Consider the following 16,828-nt stretch of genomic DNA (forward strand, 5'->3'; position numbering starts at 1 on the left):
TAAGCATTCGTCAAGGTCTGCGTGGCTGGCGGTCGCTCGCCGCAGCGCCCGTTACCCGTTACCCCAGCCGGAACACATCCACCGAGCGGCCCAGCGACACCGCACTCTCCTTGAGCCCCTGCGCCGCCGCCGCAGACTCCTCGACCAGCGCCGCGTTCTGCTGCGTCACGGTGTCCAGCTGCGTCACCGCCTCGTTGACCTGGGCGATACCTTGCGACTGCTCTTTGGTGGCACTGCTGATCTGCTGCACCAGCGTGCTCACGCGCTCCACTGCATCGACCACGCCCTCAATGGTGGTGCCGGCATGGCCCATCTGCTGGGCACCGCTGGCGATCTGGTTCACCGTCACGCCAATCAGACCGCTGATCTCCTTGGCGGAGCTGGCGCTGCGCTGGGCCAGCGCCCGCACCTCACCCGCCACCACCGCAAAACCCCGCCCCTGCTCACCGGCACGGGCCGCCTCGACGGCGGCGTTCAGGGCCAGCAGATTGGTCTGGAAGGCAATGCCCTCGATCACGCCCACGATTTCGCTGATCTTGGTGGACGACAGCTTCATCTGCTGCATGGCGGCGCCCACCTCTTGCACCGCCTGGCCGCCGCGCTTGGCGATGTCGCTGCTCTGCGCGCTCTCGCGCGAGACCTTGGCGGCAGTCTCGGAGGTCTCCAGCACCGTGCTGGCCAGTTGCTCCATGGCCGCAGCAGTCTCTTCCAGACTGCTGGCCTGCGATTCGGTGCGGGCCGACAGGTCGAGGCCGCCGCGCGAGATCTCGTCGGCCGATTCAATGAAGTTGCGCACCTCCGTGCGCACATCGCCCACCACCGCGCGCAGGTTGACCTGGGTCTGCAGCAGGCGCTGCATCAGCGCGCCCAGGGGTTGGGGATAGTCAGTGCCCACCGACGTGGCCAGGTTGCAGGCCGAGATGTCGGACGCGAAGCGGGTGGCATCGTGCACGCCCTGCAACACGGTGGCCTGAAAGCGCCACAGCGTCCACCCCGCCCCCAGCAACAGCAACACCAGGCGGGCTACCCAGGCGGTGGTGCCTTGCAGACCCATCACATCGGGCAACAAGGCCAGCAGCACCGTTACCAGCAGCAGGATCGCCATGCGGGGCAGCAACGCCATCTGCGCCAGGTGCTGCTGCCAGCCACGCACTCCCCGGTAGCGCACGTTGCCCGAGTCCAGGTAGAAGCTGCTCGCGCCCGATGCCGCCTCGCTGCGCATCTGGGCATACAGGGCTTCGGCAGCAGAAATTTCTGCCGCGCTGGGCTTGGTGCGCACCGACATGTAGGCACGTGGCTTGCCGCCCTCCATGATGGGGGTGACATTGGCGCGCACCCAATAGTGGTCGCCGTTCTTGCGGCGGTTCTTGACCAGGCCCGTCCAGGGCTCCCCCGGCCAATGGTGCGCCACATGTCCTTGTAGGCCTCGGCGGGCATGTCGGGATGGCGGATCAGGTTGTGCGGCTGGCCAATGAGTTCGTCGTAGCTGTAGCCGCTCACGCGAACGAACGCTGGATTGCAGTGGGTAATCTCGCCCTTGGTGTTGGTGCTGGACACCAGCAGTTCATCGCCGGAATAGTCGAAGTTCTGCTGGGTCACGGGCAGGTTGATGCGCATGTTGGCTCCTGATGGGCCTGCAGCATGGGCAGGCAGCGCGGCACGCTTTTCGTTACCGCTTGATACCAATCAAGTCTAACGGGCCAACAGGGCCTTACACACCAAAAAATCAGGCGCCTGAAAACGATATAAAGCGGATAACAAAACCCAGCGCAGCGGTTCTGGCGAGGCGCCACGTCGCAGGCAGTACGGGTAGTACGACCAGACGCAGCAACAACGCAAGAAGGGTTTTTTAGCCGCTCTTACTGCGCCGGCTTGTAGGCCGCAATGGCCTTGGCGAGATCGGTGGTCTCCTCGCACTGCGCGCAGATGGCCTGCAGCTTGGCGAGCTGGGCTTCGGCCTGCGCCTTCTGGCCAACCTTGAGGTAGCCCATGCCCGAGTATTCCAGCGCTCCCTTGTGGCGGGGGTCCAGCGCCAGTGCCTTGTTGTAGGCCGCAAACGCCTCGTCGTATTTGCCGAGCCAACGGTTGGAGTAGCCCAGCAGGTTATAGGCATCGGCGTTCTGCGGATTCTGGGCCACCACCTTGCTGAAGCTGCTGGCGGCCAGCGCCCAGTTCTTGGCTTCGATGGCTTTTTTGCCAACGGCAAAGTCATCGACGCGTGCGTTCTCCACTGGCGTGGTGGGCATATCGGCCGCGTGGGCCATGGGCAGTGCCAACACGGGCACCAGCACCAGCGCCAGGCTCAGCAGGGGCGCAGACATCAAGGGGCGAACAGGGAATGAAGGCATGGGAGGCTCCTGAAAACGTGAAGTTGGAATGGCCGGAGGCCGCGCTGGCCCCATGCCGGAGACCGGCACCTCAGATAAACGACACGGAATGCAAAACGGATGCAGCGCCGGACAGTTATTTTTGCAAAGCCGACGGGAGCCTTGCGCCGCTCACCACAGCTTGGCGCAGTTGCCGGTGAAAAGCACGACGCCACTGGGCACTTGGGGCGTTGCCGATGCCTCCAGCGTCACCATGAGTTTGCTGACCTTGAGCAGCAGCTTCTCCGACGTATCGGGCAACACCGACACCGCAGAACCCGCCACCGGCATCGTGCCCAGCACAAACGGGGCACCGTCAGCTGGCACCGCCCACAGCACCAGCTGGGGGGCTGCACCCGCCATCGTCGCTGGCATCGCTGGAAGCGTGACAGGCCCGATGACCTTCACCGTCAGCGTGCGTCCATGGCGCAGCGAACTCACCAGCACCTTGCCGTTGCCCGCCTCGTCCGTCAGCAGGCCCACATAGGCCTGCGGCAGTTTGTCCCCTGCACGCAGGGCCACCTGGTCGCTCGACACAAACAAGGTTGGCACCGCAGCCACCAGGGCCACGGTGGCCACCACACCCAACACCACACCCGCCAAGCCCTGCAACACACCATGGCGCCGCCACAGCGCGCCGGCCCAACCGCCCTGCGGGGCTGCGTCTTTCACATCGCGCGGCCGGGTGCGCGCCTCAATGGCGGCCCACACGCGCTGCGGTGGCTGTTGCACCGGCACCGAACTGGCCAGCATCCCCAGCCGCCCTTCCCACTGCGCCACCAGCAACTGCACGTCGCTGCGATCGCGCAGCAGCCGCTCGAAGCGGCGGCGCGCGCCACCACCCAGCGTGCCCAGCACGTAGGCAGACGCCAGATGGTCCAGCAGCGCGGGGTGGGTGTACCTCATGCGCCCACCCCTTGCGCGGACAGGCAGCTTTTCAGGCGCTCCAGGCCCCGCCGGATCCACGCCTTAACCGAACCTAGCGGCGCGCCCATCTGCGCCGCCACCTCGGAATGCGACAGGCCCTGGTAGTAAGCCAGTGCCAGGCTTTGCCGGTAGCTTCCGTCCAGCGCATTCATGCAGCCTTCGATGCGCAGCGCCTGGGTGGCCTGCTCCAACAGATGCATCGCGCTGGGTGCGGGGGCCAATGCAGACGCAGCACCCATCGCGTCGCTGCCATCCCCATCGCTGCCTGCAAGCTCCGTGGTGTCGTTCCAGGCGCTTTCAGGCCGCCGGGCGCGGGCGCGCAAGGCGTCAAGCGCCTTGTTGCGCACGATGGCGATCAGCCACGTCATGGGCTGGATGGGCTGCCCGCCCACTTCGCTGCGGTAGCTTCCAGCGTTTTTCCAGATGCTCACATACGCCTCTTGCAGCACATCCTCGGCCGCCTGTCCTTGCCCCAACATACGCACGGCAACGCCGAACAGATGCACATGGGTACGCTGGTAGATCTGCGCGAAGGCGGCATGGTCTCCCCCGGCTGCGGCATGGATCAACGCTTGCAGGTTGGCGGAAGGAACATCGGTGGCAGTGGCCATATGCGGGCGAGTATAGGAACGCAACAGGCGGTGCAGGCAGGTCCCACTCTGGGTGTTTACGCCGATTGCCACGACCCCACCGGGCCGTGAACTGGCAGGAAACGACGTCAACCCGCGCTAAAAAAGCTGAGCCGTGCCACCCACACCCTCTGCGCCATCTGCGGAGCCTGGCTTGCGTCGGCGCGTTTCTGCCGTTGCCCCAGCCCGTGGCTCCAGCACGGGCTCTTCGCCCCGCCGCGCCAGCGTGCTGGCCCGCACGCCCAGCAGCCGCAGGCGCTTGTCCAGCGGCACGCGTTTGAGGCACTGCCCCGCCAGCTGGCGGATGGTGGCGCCATCGGCCGTGTAGAGGTTCGCCGTGTGGTCGCGCGTGGCGATCTTGAAGTCGTCGTAGCGCAGCTTGATGCCGATGGTGCGCGCCACATAGCCCTTGCGCTGCAGGTCTTCGGCCAGGCGCATACACAGGTCGGTGAAGATCGCGCCCAGTTCAGCGCGGTCTCGCACTGCGTGCAGGTCGCGGTCGAACGTGGTCTCGCGGCTCATGCTCACTGGCTCGCTCTCGGTCACCACCGGGCTGTCGTCCCGCCCCCAGGCCACCCGGTGCATCCACGCCCCGGTGGACTTGCCAAAGTGGCCCATCAGCCATTGCTCATCCTGCGCCGCCAGCTGCCCGATGGTTTCAATGCCCAGCCGCGCCAGCTTTTCGCCGGCCTTGGGGCCGATGCCATTGATTTTGCGCACATTGAGCGGCCAGATCCTGGTCTGCAGGTCTTCCTCGTAAACGATGGAGATGCCGTTGGGCTTGTTGAACTCGCTGGCCATCTTGGCCAGCAGCCGGTTGGGCGCCACGCCAATCGAGCAAGTCAGCCCGGTCACGTCAAAGATGCTCTTCTGGATAAGCCGCGCCAGCACCCTGCCCCCTTCACGCTGGCCGCCGGGCACGTCGGTGAAGTCGATGTACACCTCGTCCACGCCCCGGTCTTGCATCACGGGGGCTATCTCCATGATGGTGCTTTTGAACAGGCGTGAAAACCGCCGCACCTCGTCAAAATCCACCGGCAGCACGATGGCCTGCGGGCACAGCTTGGCGGCCTTCATCATCCCCATGGCCGAGCCCACACCAAACTGCCGCGCTGGGTAGGTGGCGGTGGTGATCACGCCCCGGCCGACATAGTCCTTGAGCAGCGGAAAGTCCTCCACCGGGATGAAATGCCGCTCCCGCAAGCCCGTGCCATCCGGGCCTTGCAGCAACAGTTCATCCACCTTGCGCCGCCCGCCCCCAATCACCACGGGAAGGCCCTTGAGCTGCGGGTAGCGCAGCAGTTCGACAGAAGCGAAAAAGGCATCCATATCGAGATGGGCGATGCGGCGCAGCCGCTGCCCCTGGCGCTGTGGCGGGGCGGCAGTTGCGGGCTCGTTATCGGGGAAATCGGGCGCTGAAACGGTCACGCCCGCTATTGTGCGCGGCAGAGTGACAGACTGCTGCCACCGGGCATGACGGCGCTATCGCTTGGCTATCGCTTGGCCATGGCTGCGCTGCGAATGCCCTGCAGCGTGCCCGTGGGCGTGATCGCCTCGGGGTCGATCAAACAGTGCAGCACGCTGGGCAGACCGCTGGCGCGGGCACGGGCAAGCGCCGGAGCGAAGTCTTCGGTGCGCTCTACCCGCTCTCCATGCCCGCCAAAGGCCTGGGCGTAGGCCTTGAAATCGGGGTTCTTGAGCTGTGTGGCACTGATGCGGCCGGGGTACTCGCGCTCCTGGTGCATGCGGATGGTGCCGTACATGGCGTTGTCCAGCAGCACCACGATGATGGGCAGGCCGTATTGCACGGCGGTCGCAAACTCTTGCCCGTGCATCAAGAAGTCGCCGTCGCCCGCAAACACCACCACCTCGCGCTGCGGCCACAGGCGCTTGGCACCCACGCCCGCTGGCAGGCCGTAGCCCATGGAGCCACTGGTGGGCGCCAGCTGGCTGGCGTAGGTGGTAAACGGCCAGAAGCGGTGCACCCAGGTGGCGAAGTTGCCCGCACCATTGCAGAAGATGGTGTTGGCAGGCAGCGTGGACTTGAGATGCTGCATGACCTGGCCCATCTGCAGCTCGCCAGGAATCTGGATGGGGTTGGTGTCGCTCCACAGGATGTACTCGGACCGTGCCATCTCCGCATGGGCATGCCAGGCCACAGCCCCCGCTGGCCGCACACCCGCCAGCGCCGCCGTGAATGCCTGCGGCGTTGCGTGGATGGCCTGCGCGGGCCGATACAGCTTGCCCAGCTCATCGGCATCGGCATGCACATGCACCAGCGGCTGCGTGGGGTTGGGGATCGCAAACAGCTCGTAGCCCTGCGACGGGATCTCTGACAGGCGCCCGCCCACCACCAGCACCAGGTCGGACTCGCGGATGCGTGCCAACAGGCGCGGGTTCACCCCCAGGCCCAGGTCGCCGCCATAGCAGGCGTGGTTGGCCGGGAAGAGCATTTGTCGCCGGAACGAGCAATACACCGGCAGCGACCAAGCCTCGGCAAACGCCGCAAACTCGCGCACCGCCTGCTCGGACCAGCGGCTGCCGCCCAGAATGGCCACGGGCTGGTGCGCGGCCTTCAGGCGTTGGGCCAGCTCGGCCATCTGCGCAGCCCCTGGGTGCGTCTCGGTCACTTGGTAGGGCAATGCATCGGCCACGCTGGCGGCTTCGGTCAGCATGTCCTCGGGCAGCGCCACCACCACGGGGCCGGGGCGGCCCGAGGTGGCCACATGGAAGGCGCGGGAGATCAGCTCCGGCACGCGCGCCGGGTCGTCAATCTGCACCACCCACTTCGCCATGGTGCCAAACACCGCGCTGTAATCCAGCTCCTGAAACGCCTCGCGCCCCATGGCACCGCGTGCCACCTGGCCCACGAACAGGATCAGGGGGGTCGAGTCCTGGTGAGCGATATGCACACCGGCCGACGCATTGGTAGCGCCCGGCCCGCGTGTCACAAAGCAGATGCCGGGCTGGCCCGTGAGCTTGCCCTGTGCCTCGGCCATCATGGCCGCGCCGCCTTCCTGGCGGCACACCGTCACGGCAATGTCGGCATCGTGCAGGGCATCGAGCACGGCCAGATAGCTCTCGCCCGGCACGCAGAACAGCTGCTTCACGCCGTGGGTGATGAGCTGGCGGACCAGGATCTGGCCGCCCGTGCGGGAGGTGGTGGGTGCAGTAGTCATGTCAGACGGTCATTTCAACAAAACAGAACAAGAACTCAGAACAGTGCCTTGCACGCGCGCTGGATGCGCGCGCAGGCCTCTTGCAGGTCGGCCATGCTGGCAGCGTACGAGATACGGAAGTACGGCGCCAGCCCCAGCACGCTGCCTGGCACCACGGCCACATGGAACTCGCGCAGCAGGTAGTCGCAAAAATCGGCGTCGGTGCGCAGCAATACACCGCCCGGCGTGGTGCGGCCCAGCACACCTTCGCAACTGGCAAAGGTGTAGAACGCGCCCTCGGGCACGCGGCAACGCAGGCCCGGCGATGCGTTGAGGGCCGCCACCACCAGGTCGCGCCGCGCCTGAAACGCTCGGCAGCGCTCGGCCACCACATCCTGCGGGCCGGTGAGTGCAGCCACCGCAGCGGCCTGGCTGATGGACGACGCGCACGATGTGGCCTGGCTTTGCACCACTGCCATGGCCGCGATCAATGCCTTGGGCCCGGCACCGTAGCCCAGGCGCCAGCCCGTCATGGCGTACGACTTGGAGACACCGTTCACCGTCAGCGTGCGCTCGCGCAGTGCGGGCAGCACGGCTGCGGGGGTGGCAAACGCGAGCCCGTCATACAGGATGTGCTCGTAGATGTCATCCGCCAGCACCCACACCTGCGGGTGGTGCAGCACCACCTCCAGAATAGGCCGCAACTGCTCGGCGCTGTAGGCCGTGCCGCTGGGGTTGGAGGGGGAATTGATGAACACCCAGCGCGTGCGCGGCGTGATGGCCGCGTCGAGCTGTTCGGGCGTGATGCGAAACCCGTTGGCTTCGCTGCAGGGCACCACCACAGGCACGCCACCGGCAATCAGCACCATGTCGGCGTACGAGGTCCAGTACGGCGCGGGCAGGATGACCTCGTCGCCGGGATTCAGGCTGGCCATCAGCGCGTTGTAGATGACCTGCTTGGCGCCCGCACCCACCGTGATTTCGTTGGTGGCGAACGCGAGGCCGTTGTCGCGGCGGAACTTGAGCTGGATGGCCGCCTTGAGCGCGGGCGTTCCGTCCAGCACCGTGTAGTGCGTGTCGCCCTGCGCCATGGCCTGCTGCGCGGCTTCAATCACGTGGGCGGGCGTGTCAAAGTCGGGCTCGCCCAGGCCCAGCACGATGACGGGCTGGCCCTGGCGCTTGAGCTCGTTGGCGGCCTGGGTGATGCGCACGATGTCGGACACACCGATGGCGCTGATGCGGTCGGCCGCGCGGAAGGCCGTGGCAGGAACGGCGGCGTTCATTGCTGGTAGGTCTCCAGGGGCTTGTCGTTGGGCGTGGCAAACAGCTGGCGCAGCGTGGTGCCCAGCGGCAGGTTCAGGCTCATGTTCTTGGGCGGAATGGGATTCACGAACCACTTGGTGTAGATCTTTTCCATCTCGCCGCTTTGCATGAGCTTGGTGAGCACACCGTCCACCGCCGCCTTGAAGGCGGGGTCGTCCTTGCGGAACAGCAGCGCAATCGGCTCGGCGCCCAGCGGCTCGCCCACAATGCGGTAGGCCGACGGGTCCTTGGAGTTGGCGATCATCCCGGCGAGCAGGTTGTCGTCGAGCACAAACGCGTCGGCGCGACCGGTTTCGAGCAACAGGAAGCTTTCGTGGTGGTCCTTGCCCAGCACGGTCTTGATGGCACCGCCGCCCAGTGCGCGCTCTTGCTTGCGCAGCAACTGCACGGCCGTGGTCCCGGTGGATGCCGCGATGGTGCGCCCGGCAAGTTGGCTGATGGACTTCAGGTCCGAATCCTTGCGCACTGCCATGCGCACTTCGCTCACGTAGGTGGTCACGGCAAAGGCCACCTGCTGCTGGCGCGCGGTGTTGTTGGTGGTGGGGCCGCAGCCGATGTCCAGCGTGCCGTTCTGCACCAGCGGCAGCGTGTTCTGCGCCGTCACGGCCATGTATTCAAGCTTGGCGTCGGGCGCGATTTCTTTCAGCACCCGCTCGCACAGCTCGACGTGGTAACCCACGTATTTTTCGTTGGCGCCCAGCGCATAGGCCATGGGAGGGGAGGTTTCGCGTACGCCCAGCACCGCTTTGCCCGACGCCTTGATCTTCTCCAGCGTAGGTGTGGTGGCGGTCTGCGCCTGGGCGGGCGCAAAAGCCGTGTAGGCCAGTACCAGCCCTGCCGCGAGCGCGGTGAATGTATTGCGGGAAATTGCCATGGTCGTTGTCTCCGGTGGTGTTGTGGTTGGCAGGTTGGAAAGCGTCGAAAGCAGGAATACCGAGAAGTAAAAAACGAACGGGCGGTGCGGCGAGGCATCGCCGCAGGGGGTTTAAGGCTCAGATGACGTTTTTCTCCAGCAACGGCTGGTTGCGCGCAATGCGTTCGATGGTCAGCGGCGACAGGTCCAGACTTTGGTAGCTGCCCGTAAGCAACAGCTCGGCCACGCCCCGGCCCACGGCCGGACACTGCTGCAGGCCATGGCCCGAAAAGCCGTTGGCAAACACCAGGTTGTCGCACGCCGGGTGCAGGCCCACGATGGCGTTGTGGTCGAAGGTGTTCATCTCGTAGTAGCCCGCCCAGGCGCCCTGCATGCGCAGTGCCTCAAAGCCGGGGATGCGCTCGGCCAGCGTGGGCCAGATGTGGTCCTCGAACGCGGCGTACTCAGGCTCCAGCGGGGCAAAGTCAGCGTCGTTGCCCACCTCTGGCGCAAAGCCGCAGATAAAGCCTTTGCCCTCAGGCCGCAGCCAGATGCCGCTGGTGTCGATGAGCAGCGGGCAACCCGGCAGCTCTGCGGGGCTGGCGAGGTTGAAGACGGTGCGGCGCTTGCCCACCACCGGCAGATAAATGCCAGCCCAGCCCGCAATGGCAGCCGCCCACGGGCCGCCCGCGTTCACGGCGTAGCGGCAAGGCAGCACGGTGCCGCTTTGCAGGCGTACTGCGTTCACATGCAGCACGCCGTCGCTGGCCGCCGTGTCCAGCCCCACCGCATCATCGGCCACATAGCGCACGCCCTGGCTCTGCGCCTTTTTTCGCAGCGCCGTCAGCAGCAGGTAGCCATCAAACCAGCCTTCGCCCGACAGGCCCAGCGAGCCCAGCACCACGTCCTTCAGCGCCAGCCACGGAAAGCGCTCGGCCAGCTGCTGCGGGCTGAGCAGCGCCACATCGGCACCGTGCTGCTTTTGCAACGCATGGTTCTCGCGCAGCGTGGCCTCGCCCGCTTGGGTGGCCAGGTACAGGTAGCCGCCTTCGTGCAGGCCAATGTCGGGCACATCGCCGTTGCAGGCCAGCAGCTGGCCCACGTTGCGCAGAAAGCCAATGCCGTAGGCCGATATCTGGATGTTGATGTCGGTCGAGAACTGCTGGCGGATGGAGCTGGCCGACAGCGCCGACGAAGCGCGCGCATAGGTCGGGTCGCGCTCAACCACCACCACCTCGCAGTCCGGCTGCTGCAGCGTGAGGAAGTACGCAATCGCGCTGCCGATGACACCACCGCCTATGATGACGATGGGGTGTGGGTCCTTAGCGATAGGCATGAACGGGGCAACCAGCGCGTGGCTTACACGTCGAACGTCACGCCCTGCGCCAGCGGCAGTGCGGTGGAGTAGTTGATGGTGTTGGTCGCCCGGCGCATGTAGGCCTTCCAGCTGTCCGAGCCCGCTTCGCGGCCACCGCCCGTTTCCTTCTCGCCGCCAAACGCGCCGCCAATCTCGGCACCGCTGGGGCCGATGTTCACGTTGGCAATGCCGCAGTCTGAACCCGCAGCAGACATGAACTGTTCAGCCTCGCGCACATTGAGCGTGAAGATGGACGATGACAGGCCCGCTCCCACGGCGTTGTTCATGGCAATGGCTTCGTCGATGGTGCTGTAGCGCACCACGTACAGGATGGGCGCAAAGGTTTCGTGCAGCGCGGGGCCTTCATGGGCTTTCAACTCCACCAGAGCGGGGCGCACGTAATACGCATCCGCACCGCCCACGCCTTCCACGCGGCCACCACCGTGCACCGTAGCGCCCAGCGCGCGGCTTTGCTCCAGCGCTTTTTGCATGCCGTCAAACGCAGGGCGGTCTATCAGCGGGCCTACCAGCGTGCCGGGCGTGCGCGGGTCGCCCACCTGCACGTTGGCGTACACCTTGGTCAGCTGGGGCACCAGCTGGTCGTAAATGCTCTCGTGCACAAACAGGCGGCGCAGCGTCGTGCAGCGCTGGCCCGCCGTGCCCATGGCGGCGAACGCAATGCCGCGCAGGGCCAGGTTCAAATCGGCCGAGGGCGCCACGATGCCGGCGTTGTTACCGCCCAGCTCCAAGATGCCGCGCGCAAAACGCGCTGCAAGGCGCGGGCCCACGGCGCGGCCCATGGCGGTGGAGCCCGTGGCCGACAGCACGGGCACGCGGGCGTCATCCACCAGCACCTCGCCAATGTCGCGCTGGCCCACGATCAGCTCCAGCAGGCCTTCGGGTGCGTCGGCACCAAAACGGGCGATGGCACGCTGCGCAATCGCGTGCGTGGCCAGGGCCGTGAGCGGGGTCTTTTCCGAAGGTTTCCACACCACTGAATCACCACACACCAGTGCCAGCGCGGCGTTCCACGACCACACGGCTACCGGGAAGTTGAAGGCCGAAATGACGCCGCACACGCCCAGCGGATGCCAGGTTTCCATCATGCGGTGGCCGGGGCGCTCGGTGGCAATCGTCAGGCCATACAGCTGACGCGACAGGCCCACGGCAAAGTCGCAAATGTCGATCATCTCCTGCACCTCGCCCAGGCCTTCGGACGGGATCTTGCCCGCCTCGATGGTCACCAGCAGGCCGAGGTCGGCCTTGGCGGCGCGCAGCTCTTCGCCCAGCAGGCGCACCAGCTCGCCCCGGCGCGGTGCGGGCACATTGCGCCACGCCTGGAAAGCCGCATGCGCGCGACCGATGGCGGCCGTGGCATCGGTCGCGCTTTGCTGTGGCAACTGAGCCAGCACCTCGCCCGTGATGGGCGAACGCGCCGCCAGCGTGCCGCCGGTGTACGCCGTGCGGGGCACGCCCAGGCGTTGCAGCAGTTGATCGACTTCGGACACGAGGGAGGTGGCGACAGAGGTGGCAGACATGGCGGCTCGCTAGCTTGGATGGAGGCAGAGAAAGGGAAACAGCGTGGGAAAACACACGCAGTGAATGCGCCAATATCCGCCAATCGCGCCGCGCTGGATAGCAAAAAAATGGAACTACTTGATCACAAATCAGCATGAAGTACCTGAAAATATCAGGACCGCTACCCTATACCCAATGAGCGACAGGGGCTCAAAAGGCTCAATTTTTGGCGTCACCCATCATTCCACCAACGCATGACCCAGTATGACCCTGCTGCGCCGAACCTTCCTGCCCTCTACCGCCGACCTGCTGGCCTTTGAGGCCGCTGCCCGTCACCAGAGCGTGTCGCGCGCGGCCGAAGAGCTGCACCTCACCCAAAGCGCCGTGTCGCGCCAGATCCGCCAGTTGGAAGAGCAAATCGGCACCGCCCTCTTCCACCGCGTGCGCCAGCGCGTGGTGCTGACCGACGCGGGCCGGGTCTACGCGGCCGACGTGCAAAACGTGCTGCAGCAACTGTCGGCCAGCACACAAAAAGCCATGGCGTTCTCCAGCACCGACGGCCTGCTCAACCTGGCCGTGCTGCCCACGCTGGGCACCCGCTGGCTCATCCCGCGCCTGGGCGGCTTCATGGCACTGCACCCCGAGGCCATGGTCAACTTCTCGGCCCGCACCGAGCCGTTTGACTTTGCGGGCACGCCGTTCGACGCTGCCATCCACTTCGGCACCCCGCACTGGGCAGGCGCCGTGTGCGAATACCTGATGCACGAAGAAACCGTGCCCGTGTGCAGCCCCACCTACCGCGACCGCCACGGCATCCACACCCCGCACGACCTGACGCGTGTGGTGCTGCTGCAGCAAAGCACCCGCCCCACGCAATGGGCTGAATGGTTTGAGCTGGTGGGCGCCCCCACCGCCCTGGCCCTGCGCGGCCCGCAGTCCGAGCACTTCGCCATGATTGCGCAGGCTGCCGTATCGCACCTGGGGGCGGCGCTGCTGCCGCGCTTCTTGATCGAGCAGGAGCTGGCGGCAGGGAGCCTGGTGGAGCTGTCGGACCAGGTGCTGACGAGCACTGATGCGTACTACCTGGTGTACCCCGAGGCGCGGGCGCAGACACCGCTGGTGAAGGCGTTCAGGGATTGGGTGGTGGGGGAGTGTGCGGGGCAGCGGCAAGGGTGAGAGCCGAGCACTCATACCAAGCGACCGGGGCGTATCGCCAAGAGAATGAGGCAGGAATCAAAATGGCCTGTAGCGCCATATTGCAAAGCGGCGACAGCTCATCAAAATTGGCACAAAACACCTGATGATCCATGCCCGGACCGGGAGCTCGCTCGGCTGCTGTCGGCCAGCAGCAGCCGGTCGCGGCTGGCGAAAGCGTACTCTCAACGTTTTGGAGTTGACCGGCACGCATCGGCATTGCGCCATCAGTTAGACCGCGTCGCGCCCAGCATCAGTTTTCCTCCACGTCGAAGTTGCGCCTACCACCCAGCGAATCAGCACGGCTATGCCTGCGAACACGGCGGCACACGGGACGAAGTACAGCAAGAACCATATTGCAAGGTGCGCGGCCGGGACAGAATTCGATAGGGCAAGTGCCGCTGCGGTCGAAGCGAGCAGGGTAGGTAACGCATAGACGCGCGTCGCCCGCCTCGCCGAATGGATACAAAGCCTTAGGAAGGCAGCCAAGCCCAATGCCGCCACAAAGTAAACGAGGATCTCAGGTCCCATCGCGCGGTCTAACGTTGAAAACAAGCGGAGCCGAAGGTGTCCGCCTTGGTTGACCAATTAAACCCAGCGCTCATGGTGCAACACCGTCAACAAACACTTGGTCATAGTCATAGCTTCGAAATGCCACTCTGCTTTGGGACGGAATGCTTTGCGAGGGAAGCTTTATTGAAATATGAGTCAGTTGTTCACTCTTATTGGACACAAAACCAGACGATGAACTTTCCAAAGGCACCGTGACACCTCCGTCTGGGCTGTTAGAAATGCTCGGCTGCTTGAACTGACTTTTGAAAGAAGGGAAGTTTCTTAGTTCCACCATCAAATCAGGACCGGCGCGGTGCATCCATACAGTTGGTTTGAGCCCATCCGATGGCTCAATCGCCATGGTGTTTGTTATCCACGTACTGTCCGATGCCGAGTTCAAATTCCAAAGAAGAACGACTGCGATGGTCGCACCTGCCAGAGCTATTCTTGATCGTCCCATAGTGGGTTTTAGCGTGGAAGTGAGGGGCAGCCGGAGCGAAGCGCAGGGAACCACAAGCGCAGCTTGTGGCCGTCCCTCTCGACTGCAGTGTTATGTGGCATTACTCGTATGCCTCCAGCGTGTTGAATATCTCCTGCGACAGGGATTCAAATTGAGTGTGAATGGACTTCGATAGCTTTGTTGAACTATCAAAGTCTGGGGCCAAAAGTAGAGGAGCTTCGAAAATTGAATACTCTGGCATTACCTCCTTATTGACCCACTTCACTTCTCTTAGTTTTCTCCAATAGAGAATCTGTACATCCTTTGTTTGCCCAAGGAGCCACAGCTCAAAATTTGCATTTTTGTGGTTGAAGACAATCGCAAGCTTTAGCTTTTTCTTTTTGAGATAGTCGTTTTGCAAGTAGAAGTACGTGAAATCTATGTAGCCATGCAACACATTCGCAATCAAGAATTCGCTTTTGTAATTCTTAGAGAATTCAGTTCTTAGATTTTGGACAATGCCAACTAGGTCTTGATAGGTCTTTTGGAGTTCTCCACTGGAGAATGCGGCCTTATAATCCGGTATACGTGAATTTAGACTTTTTCTCGGCATCAATCATTCCCCCAAAAATCAGCTGACACATAACCTGATGTATCCCGCAAAACCTGCGGGATAAACTGGACCGTGCGGGATATTCTGGACACTGATTCCTCCTGGAAGTGGCTTGCACCTTGGGCTGGCGGTCAGTGCGCTGTTCAAAAGCACAGGGATAAAATTTCCGCCAAACCCGGCATGCCTCTACCCAGCAAACTATAGCTCGCCAGTAGGCTGGCACCGGATGCTTAGACAGCGCGGACAGCAAGTCGGCAGCTAGTCAATCAACGGCAGCTTTGGGGTAGTTTTGTCAAACGGCTGCTTAGGGCCGAGGCTGTGTGAAAACTCCACCCACGATTGCGGTCCAAAACTAAAATAGCAGCACCCGATTCAAGCGAGGTGCCCCCATGAAGCGATTCATCGAAGGCGAAGACCGACAACAGATCACTATGCTGCCGGAGTGCTTGGACGACTACATCGCAGAGGACAACCCGGTGCGTGTTGTGGATGTGTTTGTCGAAGAACTGGATCTTCGGGCACTTGGTTTCGATGGGATCAATCCGGCAGTCACTGGCCGGCCTTCGTACCACCCCGCTGTCCTGCTCAAGCTCTACATCTACGGGTACCTCAACCGCATCCAATCGAGCCGCAGGCTGGAGCGTGAAGCCCAGCGCAATGTCGAGCTGATGTGGCTGACCGGGCGCCTTGCGCCGGACTTCAAGACCATTGCGGACTTCCGTCGAAGCAACGGCGCTGGCATCCGCAACGTCTGCAAGCGCTTCATCGCCATGTGCCGACAGTTGAACCTCTTCTCGCAGGCCATCGTGGCCATCGACGGCAGCAAGTTCAAGGCCGTCAACAGCCGTGACCGCAACTTCACCGCCGGCAAGATCGAGGCCCGCCAGCAGCAGATCGAGCAGAGTATCCAGCGTTACCTGGACGCGCTGGAGACCGCTGACCGCACGCAGCCGGCAGAGGTCGAAGCCAAGACAGAACGACTGCAGGAGAAGCTAAAAAAGCTGCGTGAGCAGATGCGGCAACTCGACGGTCTCAAGGAGCAATTGAAGAGCCTGCCCGATGGCCAGATCTCCCTCACGGATCCCGATGCACGTTCGATGGCAACCCAGGCCAAGGGATCGGGCCTGGTGGGCTACAACGTGCAGACCGCTGTCGATGCCAAGCACCACTTGGTCGTCGCGCACGAGGTGACGAACGTTGGCAATGACCGTGCGCAGTTGCACAACATGGCCTGTGCCGCAGACCAGGCTATGGGGAGCCAGGGCTTGCAAGCCTTCGCCGACCGAGGCTACTTCAGCGGCCCGCAACTCAAGGCCTGCGAAGACTCTGGCATCACGACCTTCGTGCCCAAACCGATGACGTCAAACGCAAAGGCTGAAGGGCGCTTCGACAAGGCCGACTTCATCTACATCGCTAAGGATGACGAGTACCAGTGCCCTGCAGGCGAGCGTGCGATCCATCGCTTCAAAACGCTCGAGAAGGGTCTGAATCTGAGCGTCTATTGGTCTAGTGCCTGCCCAAAGTGTCCGCTCAAATCCAAGTGCACGACCAGTAGCAACCGGCGCATTCGCCGATGGGAGCACGAAGATGTTCTGGAGCGCGTTCAGCAACGGCTAGACGGTAACCCCGAGGCCATGACGTTGCGCAGGTCCACCGTGGAGCATGTCTTCGGGACACTCAAGCACTGGATGGGCTCAATTCACTTCTTGATGAAGACCCTCAAGCACGTGGGCACCGAGATGAGCCTGCATGTGCTGGCCTACAACCTCAAGCGGGTGATGAGCGTGATGGGTATCGCGCAGATGATGCTGGCGATGCGGATGGTGAAGGCGTAAAGCCTTTGTTGGCTTTTACAGGCCGAGAAAGGCCTCAGAAATGCGTCGCAAGGCCCAAGGTGCT

13 protein-coding genes and 1 pseudogene are annotated in these 16,828 nt (G+C 63.7%); 2 read left to right on the forward strand and 12 right to left on the reverse strand.

Annotated features, from left to right (window positions below):
- Positions 1-58: 58 nt before the first annotated feature.
- From EXV95_RS09640 to EXV95_RS09685, 10 genes and pseudogenes are all read right to left on the reverse strand, one after another.
- A pseudogene (locus tag EXV95_RS09640) lies at positions 59-1,617 on the reverse strand (methyl-accepting chemotaxis protein).
- A 242-nt stretch (positions 1,618-1,859) separates the two neighbouring features.
- Positions 1,860-2,348, reverse strand: a complete 489-nt coding sequence (locus tag EXV95_RS09645) for a tetratricopeptide repeat protein (protein ID WP_176886652.1) — start codon at positions 2,346-2,348, stop codon at positions 1,860-1,862.
- 150 nt (positions 2,349-2,498) lie between these two features.
- Positions 2,499-3,272 (reverse strand): anti-sigma factor domain-containing protein, encoded by a 774-nt coding sequence (locus EXV95_RS09650; RefSeq protein ID WP_176886653.1) that lies wholly within the window; start codon positions 3,270-3,272, stop codon positions 2,499-2,501.
- Positions 3,269-3,904 (reverse strand): RNA polymerase sigma factor, encoded by a 636-nt coding sequence (locus EXV95_RS09655; RefSeq protein WP_176886654.1) that lies wholly within the window; start codon positions 3,902-3,904, stop codon positions 3,269-3,271. The genes EXV95_RS09650 and EXV95_RS09655 overlap by 4 nt, the downstream gene beginning before the upstream one ends.
- A 117-nt stretch (positions 3,905-4,021) precedes the next feature.
- Positions 4,022-5,251: a DNA polymerase IV gene (locus EXV95_RS09660; RefSeq protein WP_176889010.1), complete on the reverse strand. Its 1,230-nt coding sequence runs from the start codon at positions 5,249-5,251 to the stop codon at positions 4,022-4,024.
- A 164-nt stretch (positions 5,252-5,415) separates the two neighbouring features.
- Complete coding sequence (locus EXV95_RS09665) at positions 5,416-7,101, reverse strand: thiamine pyrophosphate-binding protein (RefSeq protein WP_176886655.1); 1,686 nt, start codon at positions 7,099-7,101, stop codon at positions 5,416-5,418.
- Positions 7,102-7,136: 35 nt separating this feature from the next.
- Positions 7,137-8,363: a pyridoxal phosphate-dependent aminotransferase gene (locus EXV95_RS09670; protein WP_176886656.1), complete on the reverse strand. Its 1,227-nt coding sequence runs from the start codon at positions 8,361-8,363 to the stop codon at positions 7,137-7,139.
- Entirely contained in the window at positions 8,360-9,277 is a 918-nt protein-coding gene (locus EXV95_RS09675; RefSeq protein WP_176886657.1) for an amino acid ABC transporter substrate-binding protein, read from the reverse strand. Before EXV95_RS09675 ends, EXV95_RS09670 begins: the two co-directional genes overlap by 4 nt.
- A gap of 118 nt (positions 9,278-9,395) precedes the next feature.
- Entirely contained in the window at positions 9,396-10,592 is a 1,197-nt protein-coding gene (locus EXV95_RS09680) for an FAD-binding oxidoreductase (RefSeq protein ID WP_176886658.1), read from the reverse strand.
- Between the two features lie 23 nt (positions 10,593-10,615).
- Positions 10,616-12,151, reverse strand: a complete 1,536-nt coding sequence (locus EXV95_RS09685; protein WP_176886659.1) for an aldehyde dehydrogenase family protein — start codon at positions 12,149-12,151, stop codon at positions 10,616-10,618.
- 244 nt (positions 12,152-12,395) lie between these two features.
- Here EXV95_RS09685 and EXV95_RS09690 point away from each other — a divergent pair, with 244 nt between their 5' ends.
- Complete coding sequence (locus EXV95_RS09690; RefSeq protein ID WP_176886660.1) at positions 12,396-13,307, forward strand: LysR family transcriptional regulator; 912 nt, start codon at positions 12,396-12,398, stop codon at positions 13,305-13,307.
- Positions 13,308-13,926: 619 nt separating this feature from the next.
- Here the strand turns inward: EXV95_RS09690 and EXV95_RS09695 are convergent.
- On the reverse strand, positions 13,927-14,238 hold the full coding sequence (locus EXV95_RS09695; RefSeq protein WP_176886661.1) for a hypothetical protein: 312 nt from the start codon (positions 14,236-14,238) through the stop codon (positions 13,927-13,929).
- Positions 14,239-14,437: 199 nt separating this feature from the next.
- Positions 14,438-14,737 (reverse strand): hypothetical protein, encoded by a 300-nt coding sequence (locus EXV95_RS24805; RefSeq protein ID WP_218135483.1) that lies wholly within the window; start codon positions 14,735-14,737, stop codon positions 14,438-14,440.
- 581 nt (positions 14,738-15,318) lie between these two features.
- Here EXV95_RS24805 and EXV95_RS09705 point away from each other — a divergent pair.
- The gene (locus EXV95_RS09705) at positions 15,319-16,764 is read left to right on the forward strand and encodes an IS1182 family transposase (protein ID WP_176886234.1); all 1,446 of its coding nucleotides are present in this window, start codon (positions 15,319-15,321) and stop codon (positions 16,762-16,764) included.
- Positions 16,765-16,828 lie beyond the last annotated feature (64 nt).

Source organism: Acidovorax sp. JMULE5 (assembly GCF_013376875.1).
Lineage (GTDB): Bacteria > Pseudomonadota > Gammaproteobacteria > Burkholderiales > Burkholderiaceae_C > Acidovorax > Acidovorax facilis.